Origin of the sequence: Methylomonas methanica, assembly GCF_001644035.1 — a bacterium.
Taxonomy (GTDB): domain Bacteria; phylum Pseudomonadota; class Gammaproteobacteria; order Methylococcales; family Methylomonadaceae; genus Methylomonas; species Methylomonas methanica_A.
Genome location: NZ_LUUG01000048.1, coordinates 16,233 through 42,454, shown reverse-complemented (window position 1 = coordinate 42,454; position 26,222 = coordinate 16,233). Strand labels below are relative to the sequence as shown.

The 26,222-nt window shown below is 49.0% G+C and carries 25 protein-coding genes; 5 read left to right on the top strand and 20 right to left on the bottom strand.

Annotated features, from left to right (window positions below):
• Positions 1-72 precede the first annotated feature (72 nt).
• The 14 genes from A1332_RS03995 to A1332_RS03930 form a co-directional block, all read right to left on the bottom strand.
• Positions 73-2,460 (bottom strand): type IV secretory system conjugative DNA transfer family protein, encoded by a 2,388-nt coding sequence (locus A1332_RS03995; protein WP_064007265.1) that lies wholly within the window; start codon positions 2,458-2,460, stop codon positions 73-75.
• Between the two features lie 270 nt (positions 2,461-2,730).
• Entirely contained in the window at positions 2,731-3,816 is a 1,086-nt protein-coding gene (gene virB11, locus A1332_RS03990; protein WP_064007264.1) for a P-type DNA transfer ATPase VirB11, read from the bottom strand.
• Positions 3,797-4,936 (bottom strand): type IV secretion system protein VirB10, encoded by a 1,140-nt coding sequence (gene virB10 / locus A1332_RS03985; RefSeq protein WP_064007263.1) that lies wholly within the window; start codon positions 4,934-4,936, stop codon positions 3,797-3,799. Before virB10 ends, virB11 begins: the two co-directional genes overlap by 20 nt.
• Positions 4,929-5,813: a P-type conjugative transfer protein VirB9 gene (gene virB9, locus A1332_RS03980; RefSeq protein WP_064007262.1), complete on the bottom strand. Its 885-nt coding sequence runs from the start codon at positions 5,811-5,813 to the stop codon at positions 4,929-4,931. The genes virB10 and virB9 overlap by 8 nt, the downstream gene beginning before the upstream one ends.
• Positions 5,810-6,493, bottom strand: coding sequence for a virB8 family protein (locus tag A1332_RS03975; protein WP_064007261.1), 684 nt, complete (start codon positions 6,491-6,493; stop codon positions 5,810-5,812). The genes virB9 and A1332_RS03975 overlap by 4 nt, the downstream gene beginning before the upstream one ends.
• A 285-nt stretch (positions 6,494-6,778) precedes the next feature.
• On the bottom strand, positions 6,779-7,861 hold the full coding sequence (locus A1332_RS03970) for a type IV secretion system protein (RefSeq protein WP_064007260.1): 1,083 nt from the start codon (positions 7,859-7,861) through the stop codon (positions 6,779-6,781).
• Between the two features lie 9 nt (positions 7,862-7,870).
• Entirely contained in the window at positions 7,871-8,212 is a 342-nt protein-coding gene (locus A1332_RS25210) for an EexN family lipoprotein (RefSeq protein WP_157203934.1), read from the bottom strand.
• 44 nt (positions 8,213-8,256) lie between these two features.
• On the bottom strand, positions 8,257-8,979 hold the full coding sequence (virB5, locus tag A1332_RS03960; RefSeq protein WP_064007259.1) for a P-type DNA transfer protein VirB5: 723 nt from the start codon (positions 8,977-8,979) through the stop codon (positions 8,257-8,259).
• Positions 8,980-8,991: 12 nt separating this feature from the next.
• Complete coding sequence (locus A1332_RS03955) at positions 8,992-11,484, bottom strand: VirB4 family type IV secretion/conjugal transfer ATPase (RefSeq protein WP_064007258.1); 2,493 nt, start codon at positions 11,482-11,484, stop codon at positions 8,992-8,994.
• 6 nt (positions 11,485-11,490) lie between these two features.
• Positions 11,491-11,841 (bottom strand): type IV secretion system protein VirB3, encoded by a 351-nt coding sequence (locus tag A1332_RS03950; protein WP_064007257.1) that lies wholly within the window; start codon positions 11,839-11,841, stop codon positions 11,491-11,493.
• 32 nt (positions 11,842-11,873) lie between these two features.
• Positions 11,874-12,164: a TrbC/VirB2 family protein gene (locus A1332_RS03945; protein ID WP_064007256.1), complete on the bottom strand. Its 291-nt coding sequence runs from the start codon at positions 12,162-12,164 to the stop codon at positions 11,874-11,876.
• A gap of 164 nt (positions 12,165-12,328) precedes the next feature.
• The gene (gene topA / locus A1332_RS03940) at positions 12,329-14,635 is read right to left on the bottom strand and encodes a type I DNA topoisomerase (RefSeq protein WP_064007255.1); all 2,307 of its coding nucleotides are present in this window, start codon (positions 14,633-14,635) and stop codon (positions 12,329-12,331) included.
• A 9-nt stretch (positions 14,636-14,644) separates the two neighbouring features.
• A complete protein-coding gene (locus tag A1332_RS03935) occupies positions 14,645-15,400 on the bottom strand; it encodes a lytic transglycosylase domain-containing protein (RefSeq protein ID WP_064007254.1) in 756 nt (251 codons plus the stop codon).
• 113 nt (positions 15,401-15,513) lie between these two features.
• Positions 15,514-15,813 carry a hypothetical protein gene (locus A1332_RS03930; protein ID WP_064007253.1) on the bottom strand — a complete coding sequence of 100 codons (300 nt, stop codon included), beginning with the start codon at positions 15,811-15,813 and terminating at the stop codon, positions 15,514-15,516.
• 1,088 nt (positions 15,814-16,901) lie between these two features.
• On the opposite strand from A1332_RS03930, the gene A1332_RS03920 reads away from it, so the two are divergent.
• From A1332_RS03920 to A1332_RS03895, 5 genes are all read left to right on the top strand, one after another.
• On the top strand, positions 16,902-17,723 hold the full coding sequence (locus tag A1332_RS03920) for a DUF932 domain-containing protein (protein WP_064007251.1): 822 nt from the start codon (positions 16,902-16,904) through the stop codon (positions 17,721-17,723).
• A gap of 533 nt (positions 17,724-18,256) precedes the next feature.
• On the top strand, positions 18,257-18,739 hold the full coding sequence (locus tag A1332_RS03910; RefSeq protein WP_231890205.1) for a hypothetical protein: 483 nt from the start codon (positions 18,257-18,259) through the stop codon (positions 18,737-18,739).
• A gap of 188 nt (positions 18,740-18,927) precedes the next feature.
• Positions 18,928-19,476, top strand: coding sequence for a recombinase family protein (locus A1332_RS03905; protein ID WP_064007249.1), 549 nt, complete (start codon positions 18,928-18,930; stop codon positions 19,474-19,476).
• Between the two features lie 14 nt (positions 19,477-19,490).
• Positions 19,491-19,760 carry a hypothetical protein gene (locus A1332_RS03900; RefSeq protein ID WP_064007248.1) on the top strand — a complete coding sequence of 90 codons (270 nt, stop codon included), beginning with the start codon at positions 19,491-19,493 and terminating at the stop codon, positions 19,758-19,760.
• Between the two features lie 32 nt (positions 19,761-19,792).
• Positions 19,793-20,962: a replication protein RepA gene (locus A1332_RS03895; protein ID WP_082879521.1), complete on the top strand. Its 1,170-nt coding sequence runs from the start codon at positions 19,793-19,795 to the stop codon at positions 20,960-20,962.
• 337 nt (positions 20,963-21,299) lie between these two features.
• On the opposite strand, the gene A1332_RS25905 is transcribed toward A1332_RS03895, so the two are convergent.
• The 6 genes from A1332_RS25905 to A1332_RS03865 form a co-directional block, all read right to left on the bottom strand.
• The gene (locus tag A1332_RS25905) at positions 21,300-21,680 is read right to left on the bottom strand and encodes a GGDEF domain-containing protein (protein ID WP_026600376.1); all 381 of its coding nucleotides are present in this window, start codon (positions 21,678-21,680) and stop codon (positions 21,300-21,302) included.
• Entirely contained in the window at positions 21,649-22,308 is a 660-nt protein-coding gene (locus tag A1332_RS03885) for a GGDEF domain-containing protein (RefSeq protein WP_026600375.1), read from the bottom strand. Before A1332_RS03885 ends, A1332_RS25905 begins: the two co-directional genes overlap by 32 nt.
• 84 nt (positions 22,309-22,392) lie before the next feature.
• A complete protein-coding gene (locus A1332_RS03880; protein WP_026600374.1) occupies positions 22,393-22,986 on the bottom strand; it encodes a hypothetical protein in 594 nt (197 codons plus the stop codon).
• A 16-nt stretch (positions 22,987-23,002) separates the two neighbouring features.
• Positions 23,003-23,944, bottom strand: a complete 942-nt coding sequence (locus tag A1332_RS03875) for a hypothetical protein (protein WP_155931050.1) — start codon at positions 23,942-23,944, stop codon at positions 23,003-23,005.
• 104 nt (positions 23,945-24,048) lie between these two features.
• Complete coding sequence (locus A1332_RS03870) at positions 24,049-24,636, bottom strand: cytochrome P460 family protein (RefSeq protein ID WP_036275521.1); 588 nt, start codon at positions 24,634-24,636, stop codon at positions 24,049-24,051.
• Positions 24,637-24,713: 77 nt separating this feature from the next.
• Positions 24,714-25,811 (bottom strand): lactonase family protein, encoded by a 1,098-nt coding sequence (locus A1332_RS03865; protein ID WP_197491388.1) that lies wholly within the window; start codon positions 25,809-25,811, stop codon positions 24,714-24,716.
• Positions 25,812-26,222 lie beyond the last annotated feature (411 nt).

Genomic DNA, 26,222 nt, shown 5'->3' with positions numbered 1-26,222 from the left:
CTCGATAAAACCGCTCTTGGGCGTCGCCCGTATTGATTAATGCCCTTTCGGGCATTAATCAAAGTCAATGCCTTATAATTCGCGGTCTTCTTTTGATGCGACAGGCTTTTCAAGCACACTTAGATCAAGTATTGGTGCATCGTCTAACCAGTCTGGATATTCTGGAGAATCGTCTTCGCCGGCCATCGCTGCCAGCATTTCCGCTTCATTCGTCCCTTCATCGGCGTGATAAATTTCGTCCATCATGTCCGCAAGTTCTTCGGCTGAAGGTTCCACTAGCTCTATTACATTTTGATCGTAAGTTGGGCTTTCTAATGTTTCCGGATTTGCTTGAGCACCTAACGCCGCAAGTTCGTCTTCGCTGGGGCGCTCACTGGAGCCGTCTTCGTTATATTCATTCACGGCATCGAGGGCGTTAAAGAAGTCATCTACAAACGCTTCGATTTCTTCGGGCTGCAAATCAGGCCCGTTTGGAACCGGAATATTCGATGCGTCGATGGCGAGCTTGCTAAGATCAATGCCCTTAGAAATGTCTGCCGGCGTCATTGGCCGACTGCGTTCTTGCACGATGGCGTCGTGCAAATCCAAATCGATCAACGGGATGTTGCTTGCCAGTTCACCACGCCCCCAGGTTGCTTCTAGCAGCTCCTTGGATGGCTTTGCCTTGATGGTGATACCTTTCTTGCGAAACCAGTTGCGAATAGGGGTGTTGTCTAACGCCGCAAGCGTCGGCGATACCGATTTGAGGCGGTCAATGAATGCGTGATCCGCGTAATAGGCGATCTTTTCGCATTGAATGGGCTTTGTATTTTCAAGGTTAATGATTTGCTTCCGCAGACTCATTTCCTTGAGTTCTTGCGGGAGCATCAAGGCCCGTTTTTGATCCGATTCGGATTCACTGTGGCCGCCTTCGTTTCGGCCGCCGCGTTGCCGGCTCAACCCTTTTGCTTTGAACGTGTAGTAGCCCAGCATTTCCGAATACTCGTTTGCGTCGCTTTGTTTTCGCGGCGTATAAAGGATTTGCAAGGCATGATTCGTTATCAACGTCCCCGCCCCTTCGCGGCCATACCCCTTACGGGGTTCGGCCTCAATCTGAGACGGCGACTGAATGATGGTTAGCATTCGCATACCATACCCGGCCATGTAGGAATTGGATTTGTCGATAATGCCGATCCGGCCAGGCGCGGCGAATTCGTCCATCAACATTAGGCATTGATATTTAAGCTCCGGCTTCGAATACAGCAGGTCATCGGTGTTGAGATTCACTAGCTGAGAGAAAAACAGATTGAGCAACAATTCGGCTTCGGCGAGCTTGTTAGCGGGAATGCCTAGATAGATAGACATGCGCCTTTTGCGTACGTCTCGTAGATCGAAGTCGTTGGCGCTGGTGGCGGCATCGACTATCGGGCTAACCCAGATTGTCAGCGGAGCGTTGAACGTTGTGAGAATGCTTGATAACGTGTTATCCGACGTGCAGGTGAAACGATTTAAGGCGTCCACGCATTCCATTGACAGCGGCGGCAGACCTTTACCATCCCAATGAAGAATTGGAACCAGATTTTTTGTGATTACCCCGTCTTCGTCCACTTCCTCAACTTCCCTGTAGTTGCGGGAAATGATTAGGTTTTGCAGATAGGTCTTAATTGGTTGGCCTTTGCCGGATGATTGCCGAAGCAGTTCACCAAAAGTGCGCGGCAGGCCCGGCGTTTCGCATAGGTACAAGGTCAAGCCAAGGAACAGGTTTCGGGCGGTATCATCAAAAAACGAATCTCTACTAGCGCCAGGATATAGCGCGTAACCAATTGCCAGGATTTCAGTTACTCGAAGCCTTGGATTATTGCTAATGTAGCCCAGCGGGTTATAGCGGTGCGTTCTTCCGTCTGCCGCGAACGGATTGAACAAGTAAACTTCTTGCCCGTGGCGGGCGCGAAACTTAGAGGTAATCAGGAAGTTTTCCAGCTTCACATCCAGCGTAACAACCGACTCTGGAAAGTTCAACAAATTCGGTACGACAATGCCGACGCCTTTACCTGAGCGCGTCGGTGCCGCCAGTAGAACGAACTGCATACCAGGAAAGAGTAAAAACCGATCTTTCCACTTGCCTACAATGATTCCGACGTTACCTAACAGTCCGGCTTTCTCTATCTCGCTTGTGTTCGCAAAGCGGGCTTCGCCGTGCAACGTGCGAACTTCGCGCATTAAATCGCTAATCACAAAGAGGGGCACGCCATAACCGATAACGGCCGCAATGATTCCGGATACCTTGAGTCTTTTAAAGATAACCGGATCATCTTGATAGTATTGCCAGTATGTCCACCAAGAGGATAATTCGGTTTTATCGAAAGGGTTTGTCTTGCTAAGCAGAAAAAATACGAAGCCGGCCAGCCACGCAATGGCTATTGTCGCGGCGGCGAATACCACGATTCCGATTAACCATTTAACCCATTTAGGCATTTCCATAGTTCAATCCTTATTTAGCTACTTGGTGACGCTGGCCGCGACCAGGTAGCCTTAAATTGTCGCCAAAGGCGACCTTATAAGTAGTGGTGACAATCGGTTGTTCTTCGAACGCCTTTCTTGTCGCCAGTTGGGGATGTTTTGGAGACAGCGAGCGGCGCCGGCGGGCGCGTGTTTGTCTCCATTGATAATCAACGGGCAACCCGCCCGGCTATTGGTGACAATACCGCGCGATCGATGCCGGCCTCTGGTCGCCAAATAACGAAAAACAGGCTATGCGCCGTCATCGTGCCTATCTTCTGTTGGTGCGGGCGCTCGTTTTAGCGTCGGCTCATACCATACTTCGGTTATGTGTCGGCCGGCGGCGCTCTCAATATCGTTGTGAACGTGGATCACTACATCGACTACCAAATACAGTAAGCGGCGAATAACAGGGTAGGGGAGTGTGCGGCCTTGACGGTTTTGCAGAATCATCAACGCCAAACGCTCGAATGCCAGTTGCGGCGATCCAGCATGTAAGCTGGTAATGCTGCCGCCGTGGCCGGATGCGGCCACGTTGATAAAATCGAATGTTTCGCCGCCGCGCAATTCTGCAAGCAGAATGCGAGTCGGCTTCATCCGTAAACAGCTTTTTAACAAGGCCGCAGCCGTTACCAGGGCGTTTTCTTCTTCCTTGGCTTCGCTGGGATAGAACAGGTGGACGTGATTCGGGTGTGATGGCAAGAACAATTCCGGCACGTCTTCTATCGTAATGATGCGTTGGTTTGATGGTATTTCTTGCATCAAGGCCTTCATGAACGTTGTTTTGCCCGATCCGGTTTCACCGGCTACGACAATGACTTTTTCAAGTTGGACGGCGCGACGTAGGAATTGGATGTAATCATGGCTTTCCTTGATCCGTAGCAGTTCTTTTTCGTCCTCGTTAAGTTCGCTGGCCACTGGCCGAATGTGGTTGAAAAAGCCTTGCTTTTCGTAGTCGGCCAACGTTCGAACATTAAACGACGGCTTACGGATCGTGACCGAGATCGTGCCATGTTCACATGCCGGCGGCAGCACAATTTGCACACGTTCACCGCCGGGCAGAATGGCCGATAGAATCGGCCTTGTGTCTGACACGTCATTATTGGCAAACTTGGCCGTTGCGGTCGCTAGAGACATCAAGTGTTCGAACGTGAGTTCGGGCACTTCGTGCTTTTCCCATACGTTTAGTCGTTCGCACCAAACTTCAGAGGGCCGGTTGACCACAACTTCGGTAATTTCATTGTCGGCCATCCATTCGCGTGCAAATTCCAAATGGTAATTGACCGATGTTGCCCGGTTCACTTCACCGGCAATATAATCATTGAGCTGCTGAGACATCGTACACGCTCGAAAAGTTAAGGTCGCGGGCGACATAAATGCCGACTTGTTCCCCCTGGTTTTTGTACAGAGTTGGGGGAATATTGATGGTGTTTCGCAAGGCTTCTGTTGCTACGTTTTGTGCGCTGGCCGAGCCGCCGCCGCCATTAAAATTCTGCTGAAGACCCGCTTGACTACTTAGATTCCCGACATAGCTTGATAGGCCTTGTGCCGCACTGTTAATCAATGTCAGTAGCAACGCCCCGCCGAACCGATCCCAAAAATGATTATCGACATAGCCAGGTAAGCCTGCGCCGCCGAGTTGGTCGGTACCGGGCGAATCGAGTGCTATCACGATGCCGTTCGGGGTTTTTATGCGATTCCATAGCACGAAAATTCGTGCCATCCCGTGCTTCATGTTTGACTGATATTCGCCGGTAACTTCAGAACCGCGTTCGAGCAACAACACTTTGCCGTTATCGCTATAAATATTGCGCGTAATCACGCACGCGGTCATACCCGGTACGGTTGAGTCCAATCTGGTTTGCAGTGCACAATCGATAAAACTACCTTTTGCCAAGATGAAGTTGCGATTTCCCAGCGTGCCGGCCGAACTAGGCGGTGTACGTGTCGAGGTCAATAGTGCCGCCATTTCGCCAGGCGCTTCGCGCTGCAATGACGGCGATGCATGCCCGCTTAGTGTGGCGGCGTCTTGATTTTTTGCCCCCCCGACCATCATTGTTGAACCCGACTTGTCTAACACTTGTTGTGGCTTGCTGTCTGCCGTTTGAGCGCGTCCGGATTTGTCGAATACTATTGGTGGCTTATTTTCCGCTATAGGGATTACTGTCGGAACCGGCGTAACCTGTGCCGGCGGCTTTGTCGGAAGATCGGTAAAGGTACGCGAGGGAACCGCGCTCGTGATTTGCAATTCCTTTTGTGCGGCATTTTGTGCGTTTCGATTTTGGTTAATCTGATATTTCCAATATCCGAGGCTTCCGGCCAGGACGATGAATAGAGCGATGAAAAAGACAATCACGCCGCGTGTTGCGGTTGATGGCCCCCGCTCATTGACGCTAGGCATTCCACGCTCACCTTCGAGCGCATGTAGCTCAGCTTCTTGTTGATTAGCTTCATTCATGATTCGTCTCCTCGCCTGTAATAATGACGCGCTTCACACCCGGAACCGTTGTGCCGTCATTCGCCGGCACGCCGTCTATGTCGTAACTATCGTTATAAATACCAACGACCGAATTCCCGAGCCTAAGAACAAGTTCAGACGCGACGCGCTGAATGACCATTACATCTTTGTCTACATGCGTGTTTACCAGGCTTTCGGTTTTATCGGCGGCCACTAGAAACACGGCCGGGAAATCCCTGTTGTTTGGAAATTTGAGGTAGGTAAACCGGCCGTCGTCATAGGCTAGAGTTGGAGCGATACCTTCAGAATCTGGCCCGACTTGCATGGAATAATTCCAGTTTCGAGGGGCCGTTTTGGCATCCAGCTTTACCTTGGCTGCTTGAGCTTCTAATGCCTTTTTCGCTTTTTCGGCTTCATCCTCCGGATACCGGAATTCGACGCGGTAAGAAATCCGCTGATTGGTGGCTGGAGCGCCGCTATTCGAACCGGGAAGTAGCTGCAAATCGAAGTCGTATAGACGCAGGTTCGTTTTCACAAGCAGGTTGGTATTCCATTTCCCGGCCTCTGGTGGCATAGACGGCTGACCATTTTCGCCTTTGATGGATTGCGGCTTGATGTATAAAACGTTTTCGCGTTCTTGAAAATTCCAGCCTTGCGTAAATCCGGATGCTATATCCAGAACGTTTTCACCAGGGCTAAAAACTACTCGGGTACTGATGCCCGGTACTGTTCGGACGACAACTACATCGCCGGCATTGTAATCAACGTGCTGAATACGGTTGTCGAACTTAGAACTTTGCGGCATGTCCACCGCAATAGTGGCCGTGCTATGCAATGCCAGCGCAATTGCTATAGAAAGAGATAGGACGCGAATCATTGTTTACCTCCAATCATTTCAGGATCGACGCGATAGCTCAGCACTTGAAAGCCAAACGGATTGACTAGGCGTTGGCTTTCTTTAATGATGGATGGATTGCGATATTCAAAAGCAATAGTTGCAACCCAAGACGTGGAGGCCCCCGGCCCCTCTTCATCGACCCGCTTTGTCGTTTTTATAAACCGAACAGTGCCGGTTTCAGCGCCAGATGGCACAACACTGATGACCTTCACTGTTGCGCGGATGTTTTCCCCGTAGCGTTTATCGAGCGCGTCTTTTCCATCGAACAATTCAGCATAAGCTTTGCCGACATTAGGCGACGACAGTAGGCCTACCTTGTCATAGTCTTGCTGTAATGTGTGCCAGTCGTAGGTTTCGCGGGCAAGGACGTATTGAGCAAGCCAATACTTATCCATTACTTCGTCGCCCGTCACTTTTTTATCGTCCATTGCGGTTACGATGTCAGGCACGCCGGTTGCGTTGTCCACGCGGATAACATAGGGCACGCTCTCTTTTAGGGGCATCATAATTACAATGGCGAGCCACGATAAAACGGTCATGATTCCTGCCAATATGGCGACACTCCAAGCGCGGCGTTCTGATTTCTCCCGAGCAAGGGTTTTAGAGGCCTCCCAATCCATTGCGTCGTCGTGCAAATCTTTAGGATTATTTCCTGACATGATTACTCTCCTGTTGATTAATTGTTGGCACCTGTTTGTTGATTGGTACTCGCTGTGTACCGTCTAACGTGGGCAATGTTCCTGTTTTCCCAGCGCAACCGGTGACAGCCGCAGTTAAAAATATGACGATTGCGAGCTTCATGTTTATTGTCCGTATTTGGTTATTGACGCGTGCCAGTATACACAAATATGGAAACCAAAGTATAGCAATATGGTATTTAAAAGACAAAATAAGCCGCTCTTTCCCAGTAGAAAAGAACGGTCTATTTTTGAATGCGTTAGTGTTTACTGTTTGACACTGCCGCCGCTTGCGCGACCCCAGTTTTTACCCATGTTTTGCGCGACGTGCTGACGGTATGCAGGGTTCCATATGGTGTTACCCGCTATTAGATGGTTGCCACGACGAGCCGTCACCATCATTCCGGACTGCATATCTCGCCTGGTGCTCATTGGATTAACTATATTGCCAACACCTTTAGCGGCGTTGAGTCCACCAGTAACAGGCATCATAAGGTGACGGATTCCCATCGCCGCCATAGACATGCCGCCCGCCAGCCCGGATGCCATGCCGCCTACTTGTAAAAGAATCCAAAGCAGAACGCCAGTTAGAGCGCCGATCTGCATTGCGGCAAACATTGGGTTACTGTCGCCACTACCAGAAAAGTCGGCGGCAGCCACAAAAGTATCATAGGCTGCCATTGCAAATGTCATGACTATTGCAGTGATGACGACCGTGAGTGTGTAATTCATTACCTGTGCAAACCAACTATCAAAGAATTTGGCCGTTATGGGGAACATTAAGCTCATTACGAATATCGGCCCAAGAGCGAACATGACCGCAACTGCGAACTTCGCTACGATAATAACGGCACCGCCGATCATTGAAACCAATATTGTACCTATCGCTACGGTAACACCAGCGGCAAACCAGCCCAACGCTGAGCCTATGTTAAAACCCGCTTCGTCGGCTTTTTGAAAACATTGCTCGACAATTGCAATGCCCTTTCCAAGTGAGGTATCAAGAGTTTCATAGACAGAACCAGCCGGCGCTCCAGCAGTGGCCATAGCATCCGATAACCCGGTTTCCAATCCTTCGAATGCCGCCATTATGCCATCGACATAACCGTCTACTGTCAACGCGAATACAGCAATAATGCTGATTTTGATGCACTGCTTAACGAACGTCCAAAATGAAGACTCCACTGCGCCGGTAGCAATCGCATAGCCAGTGAGTGTGATATACAGTGTGACGCCTGTTAAGGACACTAACTGTAAGGCGGTCATCAAATTAGTCGCGGCCGGCGTAACAAATACATCGGTTGCGTTTTTGACGGTATCGCCAATAAACTGAAAAACCATCGGGTCCATATAGATGTCCTATTTATGCTGCTTGAGGTCGGCGGCCGTCAAGGGTGCTACTTTAATAGCGCCCCCTCTTGCGGCCCATACACTGGATGCATCGGCTCGACTTGCGTTTATGCAATTAGGTGTCGCACCAATCTGGCCAGGATTATTGCGGCACTTAGCTAACATGCTATGACGCTCTGCGTCATGCGCTTTGTACCAGTCAACGGTTTGCACTGCTTCCACGACTTGTACAGCTTGCGCCGTTGAATCTTTCGGTGTATCCGCTGCTGAAGTATCCGTTTTTTCCTCTTTGCATCCTGCCATTACTGACAACATACCTACCGCCAATAAAAATATTGCTGTTCTATTCATGATCGAAGCTCCTTATGTTTCTATGGCGGTAGGCAAACCGCTTTCTATGGATTGTTAAAAGTGATTGGTTCGGCGGAAATGCCTTTTTTGGCCGCCCAGGTTCTGGCATTCATTTCGCGTTTATTCTGTTGCTGCATCTTATCTTCTGCTTCCGCTACCATTGCGTACATTTGTAACTTGGTTTGTTCATTCTGAATGTTTGCCTGTTCGGTCGCGATCCGGGCTTGCAGTTCGGCAATGGCTTTCGGGTCTTGAGTATCATTGACTTTCGCCATAAGCTGGTCGATTTGATCCATACGACCTTGCGCCTTGTCGTAAGCATCCATTGCAAACCCTTTATCTTGTGCACCTTTCACGGCCGACGCCTCGCACGCTAGGCGTTCGTCGTCAACCGCAATGTGTTTACAGCCATCGTAAACTTGTTTGTACATCGTTTTCGCCGTACCTGTTAGGCCGGAATAACCGCCCTGTTTCACGCCGTCATAAACCTTTTGCCAATCTTGCGGCAGGTAGTTTCGTAGCGCCGGGTTGTTCATGATCGTGCCAAGATTCCGATTGCCGTTGAGGCTGTCATAGGTTTGCTTTAATTGTGCAAGCTGGTTTCCCATTGCTGTGATTTGTTCGATCATTTGGCCGTGCTGCTCACCCCAGGCCGCGACTTGTTGCGCGGCCTGTTCAATTGCGGCGACATCGATAACCGCTTCCTGAGCTTGCGTTGTTGATGCAAATAATGCCGAAATTGCCACACAAATAATAGTTTTTTTCATAAAGTTACCTCATTACTTCGATTTAGAGGACGCCACGCGAGCCTTGCGGCGTTCGTGGAATGCAGGGAGCCAAACATTCGGATCATCGCCGACTTCGGCGGTGATCGTATCGAGCAGTTCGACGTTATCGACACTACCGGATAGGATTGCCAGCTCATCATCGAAGCCGGTTAGATCGAGGCGGCCAATCATCGATTGATGGCCTTGTTTAATCAGGAACATCCGGCTTTCCTCGCCCATGTTTCTGATAATGTCGAATTCGGCTTCGGATACCTTGAAGCCATTGACGTACTCATTAAAATCGGCCTTTGGATTCGGCAAATAAATTTCCGTCGCCACCTGTTGCACCAGGGCTGAAGCGATTTTTGAATTCAAAAGGCTGCTAGGCATTTGTGTTGCAAACACGCCGAAGCCGTTTTGTTTACGGATCGTAAGCTGCTTGTTGCCAGCGAACTCAGCGAAGGCCTCATCATCAACCCATTTCCACGCTTCATCCATCCAATAAATAAACCGCCGGCCATCAATGACCGATTCCATTCTATGCAACAAATACATTGAAATAGGCGTGCGAACATCGGCATTATCCAGAAAGTGAGTGCCGTCAAATCCGTAATTCGTATGCGTGGTGAAATCAATTTCATCGGTCGGACAATCTAACACCCAGGCGAACGGCCCTTGTCGGCCGTTGCCATCGTCATAACACCAACGTGAAAGCCGTTTTACAATGCTATTCTCGCGGTCTTCCTTATCGGTTCCTTCAGTCATGTTCTGAATAACCGTTGATAAACGGCGAAGCCCGACCGGCATATTCATAACGGTGCGAACAGCTTGGCTGATTCGTAGTTCGTCTGATGTCGTAACCCGCTGGCCTTCGCCCGATACCAGTGCACGAACGAGTTTTTCCAAAAAAAGAATGTTTGCTTCGCTCTTTTCTATTTGAAACGGGTTAAAGCCTGTCGGCAACCCATTTTTGATGGATAGGTATTTGCCGCCGATAGCCTTGATACAAAGCTTCGCGCCTTCGTCTTTATCGAAAAAGACCGACGTAAAACCAAGTGGCGCTTTGGATTTGTACTTCTGTGATTGCAATAACAGTGCATTCATTAAAACGGTTTTACCTGCACCGGACTGCCCGATGATGCGGGTATTGCCAAGCACCTTTTTATCGTAAGAATCCTCATCGCCTTTTGAGTAATGAAAATTGAGATACAACGGTTGTCCTGATGGCGTTTTGCATATCATAACGGCCTGTCCCCACGGGTTTCCGTCGCGTTTACCCGCGCGGAAATTGTGAAAGCTGGATAAGCCGGCGAAATTCTTGCTTGTTAGACCGGCTACACGCGGCCGATAGCTCCAATTGCACGGCAATTGCGCGTAAAATGCGGCATCCGTTGCCGTCGCCACCAGGGCGGCCAGAAACCCCCGATCCTGAATAATCGTCATCGCCGATGTTGTGTTTCGGCGAACCTTTTCAACGGATTCACCAAAGATCATGAGCGAATAATGATATTCGCCCATGACAAACTCGCCTTGAATTAGCTGGTCAATTGCTTGCCGCATTTGTTCGAGCTGGGTGGCGCTGCCGTCTTCTGCGTTCTGGAGCTGTCCAAGTTGTTTCTCTAGGAATTCCTTACCTTGTCGTTTCGCCATGAAGCTATACGACTGGGTTACGACATACTCATAATCTTCATACATCAACCCGTTCAGAATGCCTGGCTCGGTATGTGCGGTGTAGTCTTTGAAGTCAATGCATTGAGCGAAACGTGTTTTTGTCGGTGAGCGAATTTCTATCGTTTCGGTACCGACAAATATCCAAGCAGTACCGAGATATTCATTCAGCGGGGCTTTTGGCACCCGTACTTTTTGCCACTCACCAGACACTAGAAAATTCAAAAACGACAAGGCCTGAGAAAACAGCACGCCATTTTCTTCATAGGTCGTTAATTCTTCAGGCCTGCCGCCTTGTTTTTCGTCTGGCCCATAACGGCGCAAGCTGGATTCGACTTGGTACGCGATGTCGTCTAGTTTGCGGATGGCGGCCTTTTGATCCTCCATGATTTGAGCGTGTGAGCGTCGTCCGGCCTTCACAAACGCTTTATCCATTCGCGAGGGATTCGGCCGATACACCACCGTCAAATACAGTTCGTTTGCCATCATTCGATAGCCGGCAAATGAATCGTAATATTTTGTATCGAAGTTACGACAGAACTCATTATCGAACGAGGATCTCAATCTGTCCGATGTTTGCCGGTGAACGCAATGCGACCACAGAGCAACATAACTCGAACCAATCGAACGGTACAGCGTATTCAATTGATCCTTGCGTAATAGGATTTCATCGGCGTCGGCCGTCTCAAAACTGATGCCGGCCAATTTCCAGATACGCATATAATCGCCATCTTTCGTGACGATGGTATTTGCCGATACATGGCTACTGTATGGCAAAAACGGCGCTACAGCCCGCTCATTGTTGATTTGATGAAAATATTTAGGTTGCGCTGACATATCGCCTCACTTGATGCGTTGTTTGAAGGGGATAGGACTGTAGGCGGATGCCTTCCAGAATTCGCCGTTTCGGTTGCAATGAAACAACCGATTCAGCAGTGGGCGATTAACGCCCCTAAACATGATTCTTAGCCCCAACAAGCGAAATTGCTGGTCGTCGTGTTTGGTGATGAGCTGCATCACCACGATGAGCGGAATAAGCAGCAACGAGACGAGTAGGGATGTCCAAATCGATATGAGTACGACTGTTCCGGTTACGATGGTGAGCGGCACCAGTGGTACGCCCAACACCATAGCCGGTCGAGTACATCCCTTAAACAGCGGATCGCGTGGATCATTGTCTTCCATTTGGTTCATTGTTAACTCCTTTACGTTGCCGCAAATTCATACTAACCCAAAAGATACGCGGCTAACTCGGCGGCACCGCCGACCAGTAAACCACCGCCCAAAATTTTGCCCACTTCGGCGATGTCCGCGTGTTTGAACAAAAACTTGTAGCCTGCCCACATAATGGCGCAGGTAACAACGGCAATAGCGATGCCTTGCAGCACGGCTAACACGTTTTGGACAAACGTATTCACTTTGTCCAAACCGCCCGCCGCGAATGCTGGCTCAACCGCCATCAAGGCCAGCAGGGCGAAAAGTCCTAATACGATTACTCGATCTAGCTTCTTTGTCATGTTGTACTCCAGGTTTTTATAAAAAGATTGCTTGGTGATTCACCGGCTTGCCGCCGGATTTAGTTGCGTGTGGCTGTCATAACTTTAAGCCATTACCCCCATAAGTTAAATGGTTGTTGTTGTTTGTCAGTATAAGCCAAATTATAGTAACTTGGTATGATTTTTTATAGTTTATTGGTTATTCTTGGCGGGCGTTTTACGGGCTTGCCGTCCTTATCGTCCATAATGGTTTTACAGCCGTCCTTGTATCCGCTGCACCCCCACCAGTAGCCGTACTGGCCTTTGCGGCGGTACATTATTCGCCCGCAATCGGGGCAGGGTGATGTTTTGAGCACAAGCGGCTTACCTTTTGCGTCATCGAGAAACGTTTTACAATCGGTATTCGTACAAAACCAGCCAAAGCCACCTTTTGGCTTGCCTGTTTCGTTGTCTTTTTTCCGGTAGCGCCGTAGCGGTGCCGACTTGCATGTTGGGCAGGTATGGACAACGGTTTCAATGGGCTTACCGTCCTTGTCGTCCATGAAATGCTTACATTCATCGTTTGAGCAGGCCCACAAGTAACCGTTGCCGGTCTTGCGTTTAAAGCGGCGCATTGCCCCGGTTTCGCACACCGCACAAGTGTAAGTTTTACGCTCAATGGGTTTATTGTCGGCGTCATCCATGAATGTCTTGCATTCGGTGTTCGTACAACCCCAGAAAGGCGATTTTCCGGCCGGTGAATAGCGGCGTAGGCCGCCGCCACACTTTGGGCAAGGGAAACGCGGCTTTATGGCTCCGCTGCTTTCCACGGCGTTAATGTCGGTTTGAAGCTGTTCGAAGGCTGGGGCCACTACATCTATGTAACCGCTATTGCCTTCGGCAATGCCGTCTAACTCTTCCTCAAGTCCGCGCGTAAATGGTAATTCAATGAACGCGAACTCGGCTTTTACTAGCTGATCGACCAATAAGACGCCCGTTTCCGTAGGCTCTAAAAACCGCTTCTCTTCAACCAGGTAGCCCTTGCTCATGATGTTCTGCATGATTGCCGGATAGGTGGACGGCCGCCCGATGCCTTCGGCTTCTAGCTTGGCAATCAAACTAGCTTTGGTGAAGCGTGATGGTGGCTTTGTCTCTTTCCGGAGCAATTTACCGGATTCGGCCGGCTTGGCCGATCCGACATCGAGCAACGGGACTTTGCCGCCGCTGGCGTCGTCGTCGCCCTCCCCTTCGTCTTCATCCTTCACCGCGTCTTTCGCGGTCAGGATGCGCCACCCTTGTTCTACGAGTACGCGGCCTTTGGCCTTGAACTCGTAAACCTGTTCGCTATCTGTGGATTCGAGCGTGACAGTGTTCACCTTGTATTTTGCATCGGCCAATTGAGAGGCAGCTGAGCGTTGCCAGATAAGCCGATATAACGCCCTTTGCGAGTCGTCTTCACCTGCCTGCTCAACGTCGATATGAGTCGGTCGTATCGCTTCGTGCGCCTCTTGCGCGTCGCCCTTGGCCTTGAATCTTCGGGGTTTGCCGGGTAGCGGCCAACCTTTGCCTTCGGCAAAGCCGCGAATTTCCGCAATCGCTTCATCGCTGAAATTTACGCTGTCCGTCCGGATGTAGGTAATGGCTCCTTGCTCAAACAGTTTTTGCGCAAGCTTTGCGGTTACTTCCGGATCGAGTTTTAAACTTACACTTGCTGCTTGTAGCAGCAAGGAGGTTGAAAACGGCGGCGGCGGCGATTGCTTCGCCGGCCCGCTATCCGACGCGGTTACTTTGAATTGCCGGCAAGCCGCTACGCGCGTCGCCAGAGCCTCATCAAGAATATACGGCTTGTCCTCACTGACAAACGGCTTAGTGTTCCATTCCGCTTGCCATGTATCGCCATCAAAGGAAACAACGGCACCGAAGTGCGTCGTCTTCCTGAAAGCTTTGATTCGGCGGTTTTGATCGACAACCAGGCGAACGGCGGGACTTTGCACCCGCCCAGCTGATAACGACATGCCTAACATGTTGGAAAGCAAGGGAGACACTAAGTAACCGTACATGCGATCAAGAGCGCGACGTGCTTCTTGTGCATGTACCAGGTTGTAATCAATTTTTCGCGCTTTCTTCAGGGCATCGCGGATTACGTCACTCGTAATAGCGTCAAAAGTCACGCGCAAATAATCCGTTTCGTCTAAAGCAAGTGCTTCTTTGAGGTGCCAGGCGATGGCTTCGCCTTCGCGATCCGGATCGCTGGCTAGGTAGACCATTTCGGCTTTGCCCGCCTCCTTGCGGATGCGGTCGGCACGCTCTTCGCCGCCGGGAAACATGCGGCCGTTAGCGGATGCCGCTGGGATGTATTCGTAGTTAAGCGTAAAGCCCGGCTGTTCAATGCCTAGTTCCTTGCGAGGCAAGTCGCGTATGTGGCCGACGCTTGCGACAACTTTCCATTCACTACCAAGAATGGATTCAAGCTTTTTAATCTTGTTCGGACTTTCAACAACCATAAGTTTCATGCCGTCCTCCTAAAACACGATAGCGGAGCTACGCGGTAGGTCCGTCTCTATATCAGCAGGTGCATTGTCTATCAACTTCCCTGTGTGATTGGTGACTGGTTTTTCTTGTCCGGAGGGCTGATTTGTCTCCATTGTTTTCAGTTGCACCGCGTCATTACTGCGCCGCAGTAATACCGGTGCATTATCGGATGGTGCCGCCTGTTTCGTTACTGTAACAGGTGCCGATGCAGCTCGATCAGCCTTGGGTTTTGAACCGTTTGATTGGATGTTCGGGACAACCGGAATGACTTGCGTTGCTACGTCGGCGTTGGCTAAGACTTTCTCTACATAGCTAGGCTTACCGGCTACATCGGGTTGAAAGCCGCGAGTAAAGTTGCCGGAGTAATAGCAGGAAAATGCGGCTTGTAAGGCGGCTTGCGTGTCAGGTGTGATTTTCGCTGCGCGTACATAGCACTCTTCAAGGATTTGCGAGCCAACCCGAATGTTCGTGCAGGCATCAAATGCCTGCTCAAGACTGATGGCGTATTTGGGTAGGTTATAGCGATTGACCTGTGCAACACCTACCGAGAAATTCCAGCCATTTTCAGCCAAGGCCTTTGCCGTTGCCACGGCTTCTTGTTGATTAGATGGTTGGCGTTCGAGTCTCCCGCCAACTACGCCAATTGCATAAGGATTTTTGCCAGATTCGACATTGACGATTGCCGCCATTGTCTGGGGTGCTACAGTGGGAGCGCATTCTTGCGCCAATGCCAGAAGGTCAAACATCGGTAGTTCTCCGTATCAACACTGTTTAGTGTGTTGCCAATATACCATTCCTTGGTATGTACGGATACTATTTATTGGCTTTATTTTTAGGCCGCGTTATGTGTCTATGCAGGTTAATTATCTTCGGCAGGTGGCAAATTTTGATTTCTCAGTAGTTCAAATCCTACCGTTGGGAATATTTCCTTCATATTTTTATTCAATCGTATTAAGTCCTTATAGAGTCTAGGTTCTGTTCGCTTCCGCCGGGTCGTTAAATACCAATCTCTATCTTTCGCCCATAAGAATCGTGCAATCACGTAAAACCCGCTTGGCGTCTCCATGACGATCAGTTTGTTGAGCGTTTGCTGTTGCGCGGCTAGTTCTAAATCGCCCTCCAAGATACTATTGGCGAGACTGCAAGGCAGTAAGTTCATAGATGATCTGTCTCTTGTGATGCCATAAAATACCCTATTCTACTACCAAATTAGTATAATCTGGCGGATGTTTGTTATTATTTTAGCGCTTTAAATTGTGCTATATGTACGCTTTATCTGACAATTTTACAGGACATTTTTATTTAAAAACAAATCTTATTGCCCCAAATTACCTATCGCTTATGACCCTTTTAGGTGTTTAGTGTCGCCAGGTTTTTTAAAATCAAAAAACAAGACATATGCACATTTTTTCGCGTGGGGGCCTCCAATCTGCCCCCGAAAAAGCGAAAAATTGTGTATATGTCGTCCTCTTCTTTTTGATTCTTTGGGGCATTTTCACTATCGCGAAAACCGGACGCCCTTCTTGACTCGCTATTCGCTCGGTCGCGTGCAACTTGTAGGCTAACGCTTACAATCATCAGACCGCCTTGCCGCGCTCAAAAAGGGACGTTTCGCCTTCTCAGGCTCAACACCCCTTTGCCGCTGAGGTTTATCCCCTACCCTCCCGCGCTGGTTGGTGACAATATAAGCTCGGCGCCAGTCTTGTTATGACACCAAATTTTACCGAGTAAAGCACGTTGCGACAACTCCTTGCGCCTGGTCTGATCAGTTTGTCACCACTACAAGAACTTCCGTTGCTCACATCGTCCTTCAGATGCCTTAATGCGAGAGGCTTGCTCACTGTGCGCTGACATTGACAGAAAGGCCGGCTTATTCGGTCAAGGGGCTTTCGCGGCATAAAGCCGTTCGCTTCGCTCTCTTTTTATTCCACGACCCCTTGACCGCGCCGGCCTCCCTGTCAAACAGTACGCACCGCAAGCCCTCGTCCCATTAAGACCGATTCACTCCAACCGCTGGAGTATGCCCAGTTAAGAATAGATAAGGTGCGGCGATGCCGCGCTTTATTTGATTCCCCGCTTCCCTGAACCCTTAATCCCGATTGCATAATCCATACCAACAACACTTTACGAATCAATAACTTATTTTAATTTTTGTGTTAAAAAGTGTTTGACATACGCCCCAATGGGGCGTATTATAAGAATCAGGCCGGGCACTTCGCCAAGGCCATTTTGAGTGAGGTAGTCACCATGTTTAACAATCGCTTCTATAACACCATGAACCAAGGCCCGCTGGAAAATGACGCTTTGCGCCGTTTGGCCCCGTCTGTTTTCGCTGAAGCTAAGCACGGTTCACGCGCTGAAACCTATAAATTCATCCCGACCATCAATATCGTTGAGGCTTTACGTAATGAGGGCTTTTTGCCGGTGTTCGCTTCCGAGTCTCGCACACGTAGCGAAGATAAAAAGGGCTTTGCAAAACACCTGATCCGCTTCCGCCAGCACGACGGTTTTTCTAGCGTCGGCGAGGTTAAACCCGAAATCGTTCTAGTCAATTCACACGATGGAACCAGCAGCTATCAATTGAGCGCCGGGCTTTATCGCTTGGTTTGCTCAAATGGGATGATTGTTAGTGATGGGCAAATTGATTGTGTACGGGTACGCCACAGCGGCAATGTGGTTGATAACGTCATCGAGGGGACTTATCGAATCGTTACGGAAACCCCCAAAGCCATTGAACACATGGACGCAATGCGCGGCCTTATGTTGACCAGAGCCGAACAAGGGATTTTTGCGGAAGCGGCAAAGGGTTTGCGCTGGGACGGTGAAGAGGTCAGCGTCAACAATGCTGAGCTATTAAGACCGCGCCGGACTGCTGACCAATCCGCCGACCTTTGGACAACGTTTAACGTGTTGCAAGAAAAGGTTTTGAAAGGCGGGGTGAGTGTGCAGAACCTCAATACTAGAAACTCACAACGGGCAAGGGAAGTTAAGAGCGTGACCGAGAACGTTAGACTGAATAAGGCGCTTTGGACGCTGGCCGAAGAAATGAAAAAACTCAAAGCCGCTTAAGAGCCGGAAGCCTTGCAAACAAGGTGCCCAGTAATGGGCACCTTTCTAACAGATCGGAGAAACCATTATGAGCCGCTATATTCCAGCCAACGCAGAACCCCGCGCCTTATATTTAGTTGAAATCGCCGCAAGGCCAACCTTGCCAGGTTGGCCTTGCGGCGAAACGCTCAATAAGGGCGATGCGCCTCTGCTATCGCGTCGGCGCCCCCCCTTTAGCCGCTGGGCTTATCCCGGTTGCGCTGTCGCCATACCTGTTGATTTTCGCATGCGCGAAAATCATTTTTTAGGCCGGGCATCACGCCAAGGCCAGTTTTAAGAATAAGAGAATGGAAAGCTACATCTACAGCATGAAGAGATTAAACGGCGGCTCTGATCGATACGGGAATTGTGAGCGTTGCGGTAAACAAGTGGATTCCACTTATCTTTTGAAGAAGATGAAAGTCTATACAAATCATGCAGGGGTTGAGTTGGCGACGTATTATCTTGATTTATTCGGACATAGGGATTGCCTTGCGAAAGCAACGCGGCCATAAATGGCGGCGGTCCCGCTGTCATTTTCAGAATTCGACTGCGCCAGTTTATTGGATAGCCATCCCGATGTGCAGCCGATTCCTGACAAGGAGCGAGAAACAATGAAACGCAAACAAAGCAGCGCCTTCATCACGACCAGAAAGGGCTTTTGTTATCTCACGGTCAAGGTCGGCAGAAGCAATTTCAACATTAAGCGTATTCGCAACTACACGCTTGAGCCGCAGGAAAAGCGTGACATTCGCCGGTTGTATCCGGACTATCTCTTTGACTGGAAGAAAATCAATCAACAGCTTGCCGAAAAGAGGGAGGTATGCAGAGCCTACCGCTCCAGGCGTCAAGCTCCCCGGAGTGCGGAACGCACATCAGACCCGTTCGTCACGGTGTCCTATGACCCAAGGACTCGCACGATTTACGCATCCGATGCATGCAATTCATTAGCGTTGCTTGACGCCGTTCTGCACATTGAACGCTCCCGTAAGAAGTAGTCCAGACAAGGCAGTGCAGCCGCCTTCTGAAAATGACACCCGCTACATATACTGGTCGTCTTTCTGGGGTATACCTTGTTGACGCAATTCTTTTGAAACAGTTTTTTGTTTCATCAGGGTTGTTTGTCTTGAGACAAACTGATATTCTGATTATGTCTAAACCCTGTTGAAACATTTTTCATACTCATATGGCACTTTACGGTTACGCGCGGGTATCCAGCGCAGATCAAGATTACACCTTACAAGAGCAAGCTTTAAGGCAAGCTGGTTGCGATATTGTTCGGGCTGAAAAAGCTTCAGGTACGAGCAGGCACGGACGGCATGAATTGAAAATCCTGCTCGATTTCCTTCGACCAGGCGACACGCTGGTTGTGACAAGAGTGGATCGTCTAGCCCGCAGTATTAAAGACCTACAAGACATCGTTATAGACCTCAAAAAACGCGGGGTATCGTTACGAGCAACTGAACAGCTTATCGATACCGATTCGGCGGCCGGAAAGGCGTTTTACGACATGCTTGGTGTGTTCGCTGAATTTGAAACTAATTTAAGGAAGGAGCGGCAGCGGGAAGGAATCGAAGCAGCCAAAGCCAGGGGGGCGTATCGAGGGGGGAAAAAATCTGTCGATAACGACAAGATTCTGGAGCTACATAATCAAAAACAAGGGGCAACAAAAATTGCCAAACAGCTTGGCATTAGCCGTGCGTCGGTTTACCGGGCGCTCAAATCTGCAAATTAGTGTTGGAGTTTTAAATGTATCGTCTTTATGAAATCTGGTTCACTTATGTAATGTTTATTATTGATGCTGTTTCCGCCTTCAGTAGGAGAATGGAACACTTGCCTATCATTTTTCCTCTCGGTTCAATGTTCCTCGCCTTGTATGCGGTGGACTTGTTTTTGCCACGTTGGGCGGCGCTTTCAATTTACGCGGCGACAGGTTTACCTGTTGCGTTTTATCTCGGTACTCTTTTTTATGTGTTTTTCACGCATTACGATTTTACCGGCCGTCGTCGCTACCACTAAAAATAACCCCCTTTGAACTGAGATAGGCCGTCATGAGTAAACCAACTGTCGAATATAACGAAGACGATTATCGTGCTGAGCTTATTCAAGCCGGCTTATCTCCCGCGACGGCGGCAGAAGTCGCCGCCAAGATGGCGGAGAATAGACGTATCCCGTCTAGCTCTTCTATCGAAGAAACCACGACCCAGCCGGCTACGCCGGCTAAGAAGCCTCGCGCTTCAAACAAGATCATAAGAAGCTCTCATAAAGAATCCGCTTCGAGTTCAAGTGAAATGGCGGTTTATGACTACCAGGCCGGCCAATTACCTGACCGGGTTCGCGAGCTGATCGAGACACATCTTGCCATCGAGGCGGAAGACGCCAAGAGCGCCGGAACGCTCGGCTTTATGACCCGTTCTTTGGCGATTGCGACTTTGCCGCATCGCCGCATTAAAGATTATCGATTTGTTCGGAAGAATGGCGACTTTACACTGACAATGTTGACGGCTCACCCTGAAGGGTTGCCTTACGGTACCCTGCCCCGCTTGCTGTTGACTTGGGTTTGCACAGAGGTTGCACAACAGCGCCAACGCGAGCTTAGTCTTGGGCCTAATCTCGCGTCTTATCTGGCTGAACTCGGTTTGCACAGTACCGGTGGCAAGCGTGGTGACATCACACGATTAAAACATGCCATGACGACGCTGTTTAGTTCGGTTATTTCTTGTCACTATGACGGAAAGGATAAGTGGGCGCTACAAAACGTCTTGCTGGCCGATGGCGTCGATTGGTGGACGCCTCAGAATCCGGAAGAAGCCGGCGAATGGCAGTCGCGCGTTTCATTGTCAGAACGGTTTTTCAACGAGTGTGTTGACCACAAGTTGCCGTTCGACATGAGAGCCATTCGCGCCCTTCGGCAGTCGCCGCTTGCGCTTGATATTTACGTGTGGCTCACACATCGAATGAGTTATCTTTCAAAACGCACAACGATTCCTTGGATTTCCTTGTCTGGGCAATTTGGGGCTGGTTATGCCGTAACCGATCAAGGTTTGCGCGATTTCAAGCGGGCCTTTTTGCGGGAGCTGAAGCATGTTCTAATCATTTACCCGGCCGCTAAAGTGTCGGATAGTCGAAATGGGCTTGTTTTGTATCCTAGCCCGACGCATGTTTCGGCATCGGTTTCAGTTGCGGCCCCGTCTACACCTAAACAGCTTTCCTTGTTGTAGTTTTTGCAGAAACATAACGCGTTACAAGGCTTAAGTGTAGGGACTTGCAATCGAAAACGCGCAAACCTGCAATCAGCAATCAGCAATCAGCACAATTTTCGACCGGAATTAAATGCAACTAACAGGTGTTCAAACCGACATTATCTGCAACTGAACCTACAATCGTTGCCGCCGACCTGCAATCATCCAGCGCAAACCTGAATTATTTGCAACTGAAATTATGTCACTGGCCATCGGCGGCAGCCGGCCATTACCTGCCTTCCGAAAATATAAAAAATAGCGTTTTGAATGACTGCTTCAACATCATTTTCTGACATCTCTATCTTATGGTAAGAAATCAACACACAACTCGATTACGACCATTTTCCTTTGCCTGATACAGCGCTTTATCGGCGCGGATAATAAAGTTTTCCACGTTCTCACCACACTGCAATCGAGCAATACCAATGGAGATGGTGACGATACCTATCACTTCGTTGTTTGCTTTGCGCCGCAAATGACTTTTTTCCATGGCGGCTCGGATATTTTCACAAATTTCCCGTGCCTCTTCGAGCGTCGTATCCGGCATGATGATAGCCAGTTCCTCACCACCGTATCTGGCCACATGGTGGTGAGGAAAGGCAAACTGACACATTAACGAAGCGACAAACTTGATCACATTGTCACCGATAATATGGCCGTAGCTGTCATTGATACGTTTGAATCGATCGATATCCATAAACAGGAGCTTCGCTGACTTCCTGATCCACTAAATGTTCCAATGTTTGATCGAACGCGCGCCTATTCAATAATCCGGTTAAGCCGTCGGTTTTAGCGATTCGTTGCATCTGACTCAATTCCGATCGCAACTGTTCTATCTCGTGGCCGGCTCCCTGGAGCTTGGTTTGCATAGTTTGGCTGGTGAGCGCCAAAGACTGGGTTTCCTGAATAATCTCCCGTAACAAGACTCGAATATCGACCGTTTCGGAAAGATTTTCCAGAAGGGTCGATTTTTTCTGAAAATTATCGTTGGTTTCTTCGGCCCTGTTATAAGTATCGCTAATAGCACAAGTCGCTTGGTCGATGACCTTCTGAAATTGATGATTGAGATTTTCGAACGATTCGAGCGAAGCATTGCAAATATATTTGCCGTAAAACTCCAGACTAACGGCTTGAGTGAAGGGTTTGCCTTCTTGCAATAACAAGCTGAATGCTTTGGTCAACGTAGCGTTTTTGCCGGTTATGTATTCGTAACAAATGGCATAGTTAATCGGATTGGCCGCAATATTGTATTGGTGGATTAAAGGTAAAATCTGTTTCAGATACTCGGCAGCAATAAGCTCGCTAGGCAGTAACGTTTCTGCCACCCTTGTTGGCTACTGCATTGATATAAATAGAGGATGTCGTGTCGTAATCACGCAGTGTAATCAATCCAGATGAAGGAACATTTATTACCTATAGGCAGGCGACATTTTACGGCGGATATAAATGCTCAAGTAAATCATCAGCAATCCGCGGAAAACTAAGTTGGTACTGAGTCCAAAAGAAAAGAACCAGCTTTCGCTCGTAGGCCATTGAAGCCAAACCATCAGACCCAAAACAAATGAAACCGCGCTGATGAATAGGTTAAAGCCTAGTTGCGAAATTTTTAATTTCATTGCGAAAACGGCCTGAAGTACGCTACGCGTTAACAAATAAAGCGCGATCATTAAACTCAACCGATCCGGTGTATCTGAAATATCAAATATTAATAACGTACCGAAGATGAGGTCCAAAGCGCCGGCATTCATACGTTGCATAAAATCGCATACTTCTAACGAAAAAACTGCGTCAATACATTCAAACGCGCCAAGTAACATAATCAATATGCCGATTACGGGTAACCAGGAAAAGTCTGCGACCGACAATATAGCAACCGTGGGATTGAATATGCTTGCCAATGAAAACACAAACCCGACGATGACGACGAAGACGCCTTGCATAAGCCACAACCACCAAGGGATGTTCAGGCGTCCGTCTTTAGTGAAAAAGCTAAACAACTTCATATTTTGTAGTCATCGGTTAAAAGTTATGAGAAATCCCCAGCCAAAGGTTGTTGTTATGGAAACCAATGAACTCATTTCGCTTCTGGCGGTTACCATGTTCCAAACCAAGCGTAACCAGCGACTCCTTACTTAAGGCATAGCGCAGTTCTATGCCGCCCAAAAAGATTTCCTCTGGATTGCCAAAGTGTTCGTCCAGCCGATTCATTGTGGTGTAGCAATTTTTTTCGAAGTCGAAATCTACTGCCAATTTTATTTTCTCGCTCAACTTGGTCTCTATTTCGATCGATGCATAGTGAGTCTGATAAGAAGCGTCGTCGTTTAATGCGATTGAACGCTGATTGCGGGCATTGCCAACTTCAAAGTGGTACCCTAAAAACAGTTCGATATCCTCCGTTAATTCGATAGCGAAATGCGTACCCAACGTCCATAAGTCGGTGCTGCGATGCTTGAATACGCCATCGTAGTCGCGCAAGCCGTAGCGCCCCAACACATGCATTGCGAGCCAAGCCGTCAGTTCCTGCTCCACGTGGATTGACCAAATGTGAGAGGTCAAACTTTCGTTTCCTTCGATGGCGTCGCCGAATTCTTGTTCAACCATGTTGAAACCTAGCAAGCGATCCGGAACGAAACGGTAAATCGCACTCACCGTCGTCGCCGATTCGAATTGACGACTGACGGCAGTTTGAAAATTTGCGTGGGTAAAGTCGGTGTTTTCGGCAAACACATAGCCACCCGCTTCGGCAAAAAAAGTTGTATCGCCGAAATTTTCCGGCAAATCCAGCAATACTGACGCCGTCGGTTCGTATATAAAATCCGATCGCCCCGAAGGTCTGTCCACCGCTGGCTGTGTGGGGTCATCAAGCAAGGAAAGTTGTCGCGTAACGGTAAAAAGTGCGACATCATCGGTATAAAACGCTCGGTTTGATAGTTCCACGTGATAATCCGCCGCCGCTTCCACGCTGTAAAGCGACAGCAAGAAACAGCCTGATAGAAAGATTTGCTTCGGTTCTTTCAGGCAAGAACCATCAATTATCGCTATATGTTTATGGTAAAGAGTCAAGATCATTTCTTAGGAAAAAGCGTTGGGTAACCTTCGACATATATCCAATCTTTATCTTTGACGGGTGTATGGCAACTGATACAGTCCTTTTTGTAATTTGCCGATACATTGATATTGGTGCCGTCATTCTTAACCAAAGCCCAGCCCCAACCGTCGCCCCAACTAGTGTTTTTAGGAAAACGCCCTTGCCTATCTTTAATCATCACAAACCACTGTTTGATGGTGTTGTTGGCATAGCTAACACCTGTACCAGTCGTGTAATTGCCTGCGGTCGATGCCCGTAACTCTTTGACAATGGCGGCACCGTCAGGAAATTTTCCGGTTTTACGGAATTCATCAACCGCTTTGCCATCGGCATAAACATCATGAAAACCGCTGGCGTCGCCTTCAGGTACATGCCACGAACCGAGGTGCACCATAGTTCTTCGAAAGTCGGTCGGTAACGTAATCCGGCCGGTCTCATCCACATAAGGGGAAAAATGCGCTGATGCGTTTGCCGTATTCCCTTCAGCGTGGGTTAACGACATGCCTATTAATGGCAGCACAGCCGTTACGACCATTAAATATCGAGCTTTTATATTTCTTCGCATGGTTTTATTCCTTGGTTACCGGGTATATCGAGGGAATTGCAACGTTGTCCCGCATGAAACCATGCGGGGGCTATTCATCATCGGGTCGCAATACCAAGAGGGCGAGCCAACAGATCTCCTCTATTAGGGATGTTATAGGGTGAATATTTGTTTTCGGTAATCCTGCCTTCCGCGCCGATTTCGACGACATTCAGCGTGCCACCGTCACCGACGGGCGTTTTATCGAAAGTACGATGTTTTACCGTATAGAGGTATTTTTCGTCGGGACTGAGCGCAAGTTGGTAAGGCGCTCCATAACCCCTCAAATCCATGTGTTGAATTTCTTTGGGGTGCCTGGGATCGCTCAAATCGTAAACCGATACCGTATCCGAACCGTTGTTTGTCGTATACGCACGGGTACCAGCCTTATTGATAGCTACCCAACAAATGAGCTCACCGCTGTTAGAAGCTGAATCCACGAATTTGAGGGTACCGCTATCATCGTATTCAAAGACGCCCAGTTTTGCGCCAGTTACCATGGACACGTAAATTAAGGGTTCTTTGGGATGAGATTGCAGACCGAACATCAACGGATCCGGTTTGCCGTCTTTGTTGGTATCAAGACCGCCGTCAAAAATGCCTTGCGGGGCTTCCAACTCTTGTAGCAGCGATAATTTTCCGTCTTCGGATAGCTGTAATACACGAATCGTGGAAGGTTTTTGTTTATTCAGCAACTTACCCCACATTGCCTCGCGCGCCGGCAGGTAAAAGCTGCCGAAATCCCCGTCGTAAACAAACCGGTTGTTCACGATCAACGCTTGCGTGGGTGAACGCGATGCCGTTGCCAATTCCACTTTGCCCTCCGGAACCGGCATCAGAGCGCCATTCTCTGTAATTTTATGCACGCTATAGTTAGGTTTGCTGGCTGCCATGTCGCGACCGGGATCCTCGTTTTTGTTGACCACGACCAGGTAATCACCCGCGTAGCCAATACTGACTGGATTTTTGCCTCCCGAAGGAAACGGTGAACCCGGGACGGGTTTTAAGGATCCGTCGTCAGAAACATCGAAAACGGCAACGGTGTCCGAACCGCCATTCACCGCAAACAATCGTTTTTTATCGGGACTTAGCGTAATGGCCTGATCCAGATCGAAAGGGCCGAAATGTGGAAGCACAAACTTGGTTTTCCAGCCCATGCCACCGGTTAAAAAAGGCGAGCCCGGCAAAGGCGCCAGACTGCCATCCGCATTTTGCCGGTAGGCGGCTACTGCGTTGCCATTGACAACAGGGTCGTTGGTAAGCGTATATATCGTTGTGTTTTTTCCGGAGTTTTCATCGGCATATAAAATGGAAAATACCGATGAATAAATCAAGACCGACAATATCCATAGGCTCCTGTTAAACAATATTTCTTTTTTCATTTTGAATTCCTGACTAAGTAATGGGTCGTTCAGAATGGTGCCAAGGACGCTATCCGACAAGGGCGCAACCAAAGTGTTGATCGTTTGCCGAATCTACTATTGGCTTCATGTGCACAGTTAGGGCCAAATGCTCTTTGTTTACGGCAGCGTTCTGACTAGAAGGAAAAATAGGTTGCGAAGAACATT

Excerpts from the sequence above, each read along its gene's own strand:
- A1332_RS03995 (WP_064007265.1), bottom strand. The coding sequence starts at position 2,460 with ATGGAAATGCCTAAATGGGTTAAATGGTTAATCGGAATCGTGGTATTC.
- virB11 (WP_064007264.1), bottom strand. The coding sequence starts at position 3,816 with ATGTCTCAGCAGCTCAATGATTATATTGCCGGTGAAGTGAACCGGGCA.
- virB10 (WP_064007263.1), bottom strand. The coding sequence starts at position 4,936 with ATGAATGAAGCTAATCAACAAGAAGCTGAGCTACATGCGCTCGAAGGT.
- virB9 (WP_064007262.1), bottom strand. The coding sequence starts at position 5,813 with ATGATTCGCGTCCTATCTCTTTCTATAGCAATTGCGCTGGCATTGCAT.
- A1332_RS03975 (WP_064007261.1), bottom strand. The coding sequence starts at position 6,493 with ATGTCAGGAAATAATCCTAAAGATTTGCACGACGACGCAATGGATTGG.
- A1332_RS03970 (WP_064007260.1), bottom strand. The coding sequence starts at position 7,861 with ATGGACCCGATGGTTTTTCAGTTTATTGGCGATACCGTCAAAAACGCA.
- A1332_RS25210 (WP_157203934.1), bottom strand. The coding sequence starts at position 8,212 with ATGAATAGAACAGCAATATTTTTATTGGCGGTAGGTATGTTGTCAGTA.
- virB5 (WP_064007259.1), bottom strand. The coding sequence starts at position 8,979 with ATGAAAAAAACTATTATTTGTGTGGCAATTTCGGCATTATTTGCATCA.
- A1332_RS03955 (WP_064007258.1), bottom strand. The coding sequence starts at position 11,484 with ATGTCAGCGCAACCTAAATATTTTCATCAAATCAACAATGAGCGGGCT.
- A1332_RS03950 (WP_064007257.1), bottom strand. The coding sequence starts at position 11,841 with ATGAACCAAATGGAAGACAATGATCCACGCGATCCGCTGTTTAAGGGA.
- A1332_RS03945 (WP_064007256.1), bottom strand. The coding sequence starts at position 12,164 with ATGACAAAGAAGCTAGATCGAGTAATCGTATTAGGACTTTTCGCCCTG.
- topA (WP_064007255.1), bottom strand. The coding sequence starts at position 14,635 with ATGAAACTTATGGTTGTTGAAAGTCCGAACAAGATTAAAAAGCTTGAA.
- A1332_RS03935 (WP_064007254.1), bottom strand. The coding sequence starts at position 15,400 with ATGTTTGACCTTCTGGCATTGGCGCAAGAATGCGCTCCCACTGTAGCA.
- A1332_RS03930 (WP_064007253.1), bottom strand. The coding sequence starts at position 15,813 with ATGAACTTACTGCCTTGCAGTCTCGCCAATAGTATCTTGGAGGGCGAT.
- A1332_RS03920 (WP_064007251.1), top strand. The coding sequence starts at position 16,902 with ATGTTTAACAATCGCTTCTATAACACCATGAACCAAGGCCCGCTGGAA.
- A1332_RS03910 (WP_231890205.1), top strand. The coding sequence starts at position 18,257 with ATGGCGGCGGTCCCGCTGTCATTTTCAGAATTCGACTGCGCCAGTTTA.
- A1332_RS03905 (WP_064007249.1), top strand. The coding sequence starts at position 18,928 with ATGGCACTTTACGGTTACGCGCGGGTATCCAGCGCAGATCAAGATTAC.
- A1332_RS03900 (WP_064007248.1), top strand. The coding sequence starts at position 19,491 with ATGTATCGTCTTTATGAAATCTGGTTCACTTATGTAATGTTTATTATT.
- A1332_RS03895 (WP_082879521.1), top strand. The coding sequence starts at position 19,793 with ATGAGTAAACCAACTGTCGAATATAACGAAGACGATTATCGTGCTGAG.
- A1332_RS25905 (WP_026600376.1), bottom strand. The coding sequence starts at position 21,680 with ATGGATATCGATCGATTCAAACGTATCAATGACAGCTACGGCCATATT.
- A1332_RS03880 (WP_026600374.1), bottom strand. The coding sequence starts at position 22,986 with ATGAAGTTGTTTAGCTTTTTCACTAAAGACGGACGCCTGAACATCCCT.
- A1332_RS03870 (WP_036275521.1), bottom strand. The coding sequence starts at position 24,636 with ATGCGAAGAAATATAAAAGCTCGATATTTAATGGTCGTAACGGCTGTG.
- A1332_RS03865 (WP_197491388.1), bottom strand. The coding sequence starts at position 25,811 with ATGGGCTGGAAAACCAAGTTTGTGCTTCCACATTTCGGCCCTTTCGAT.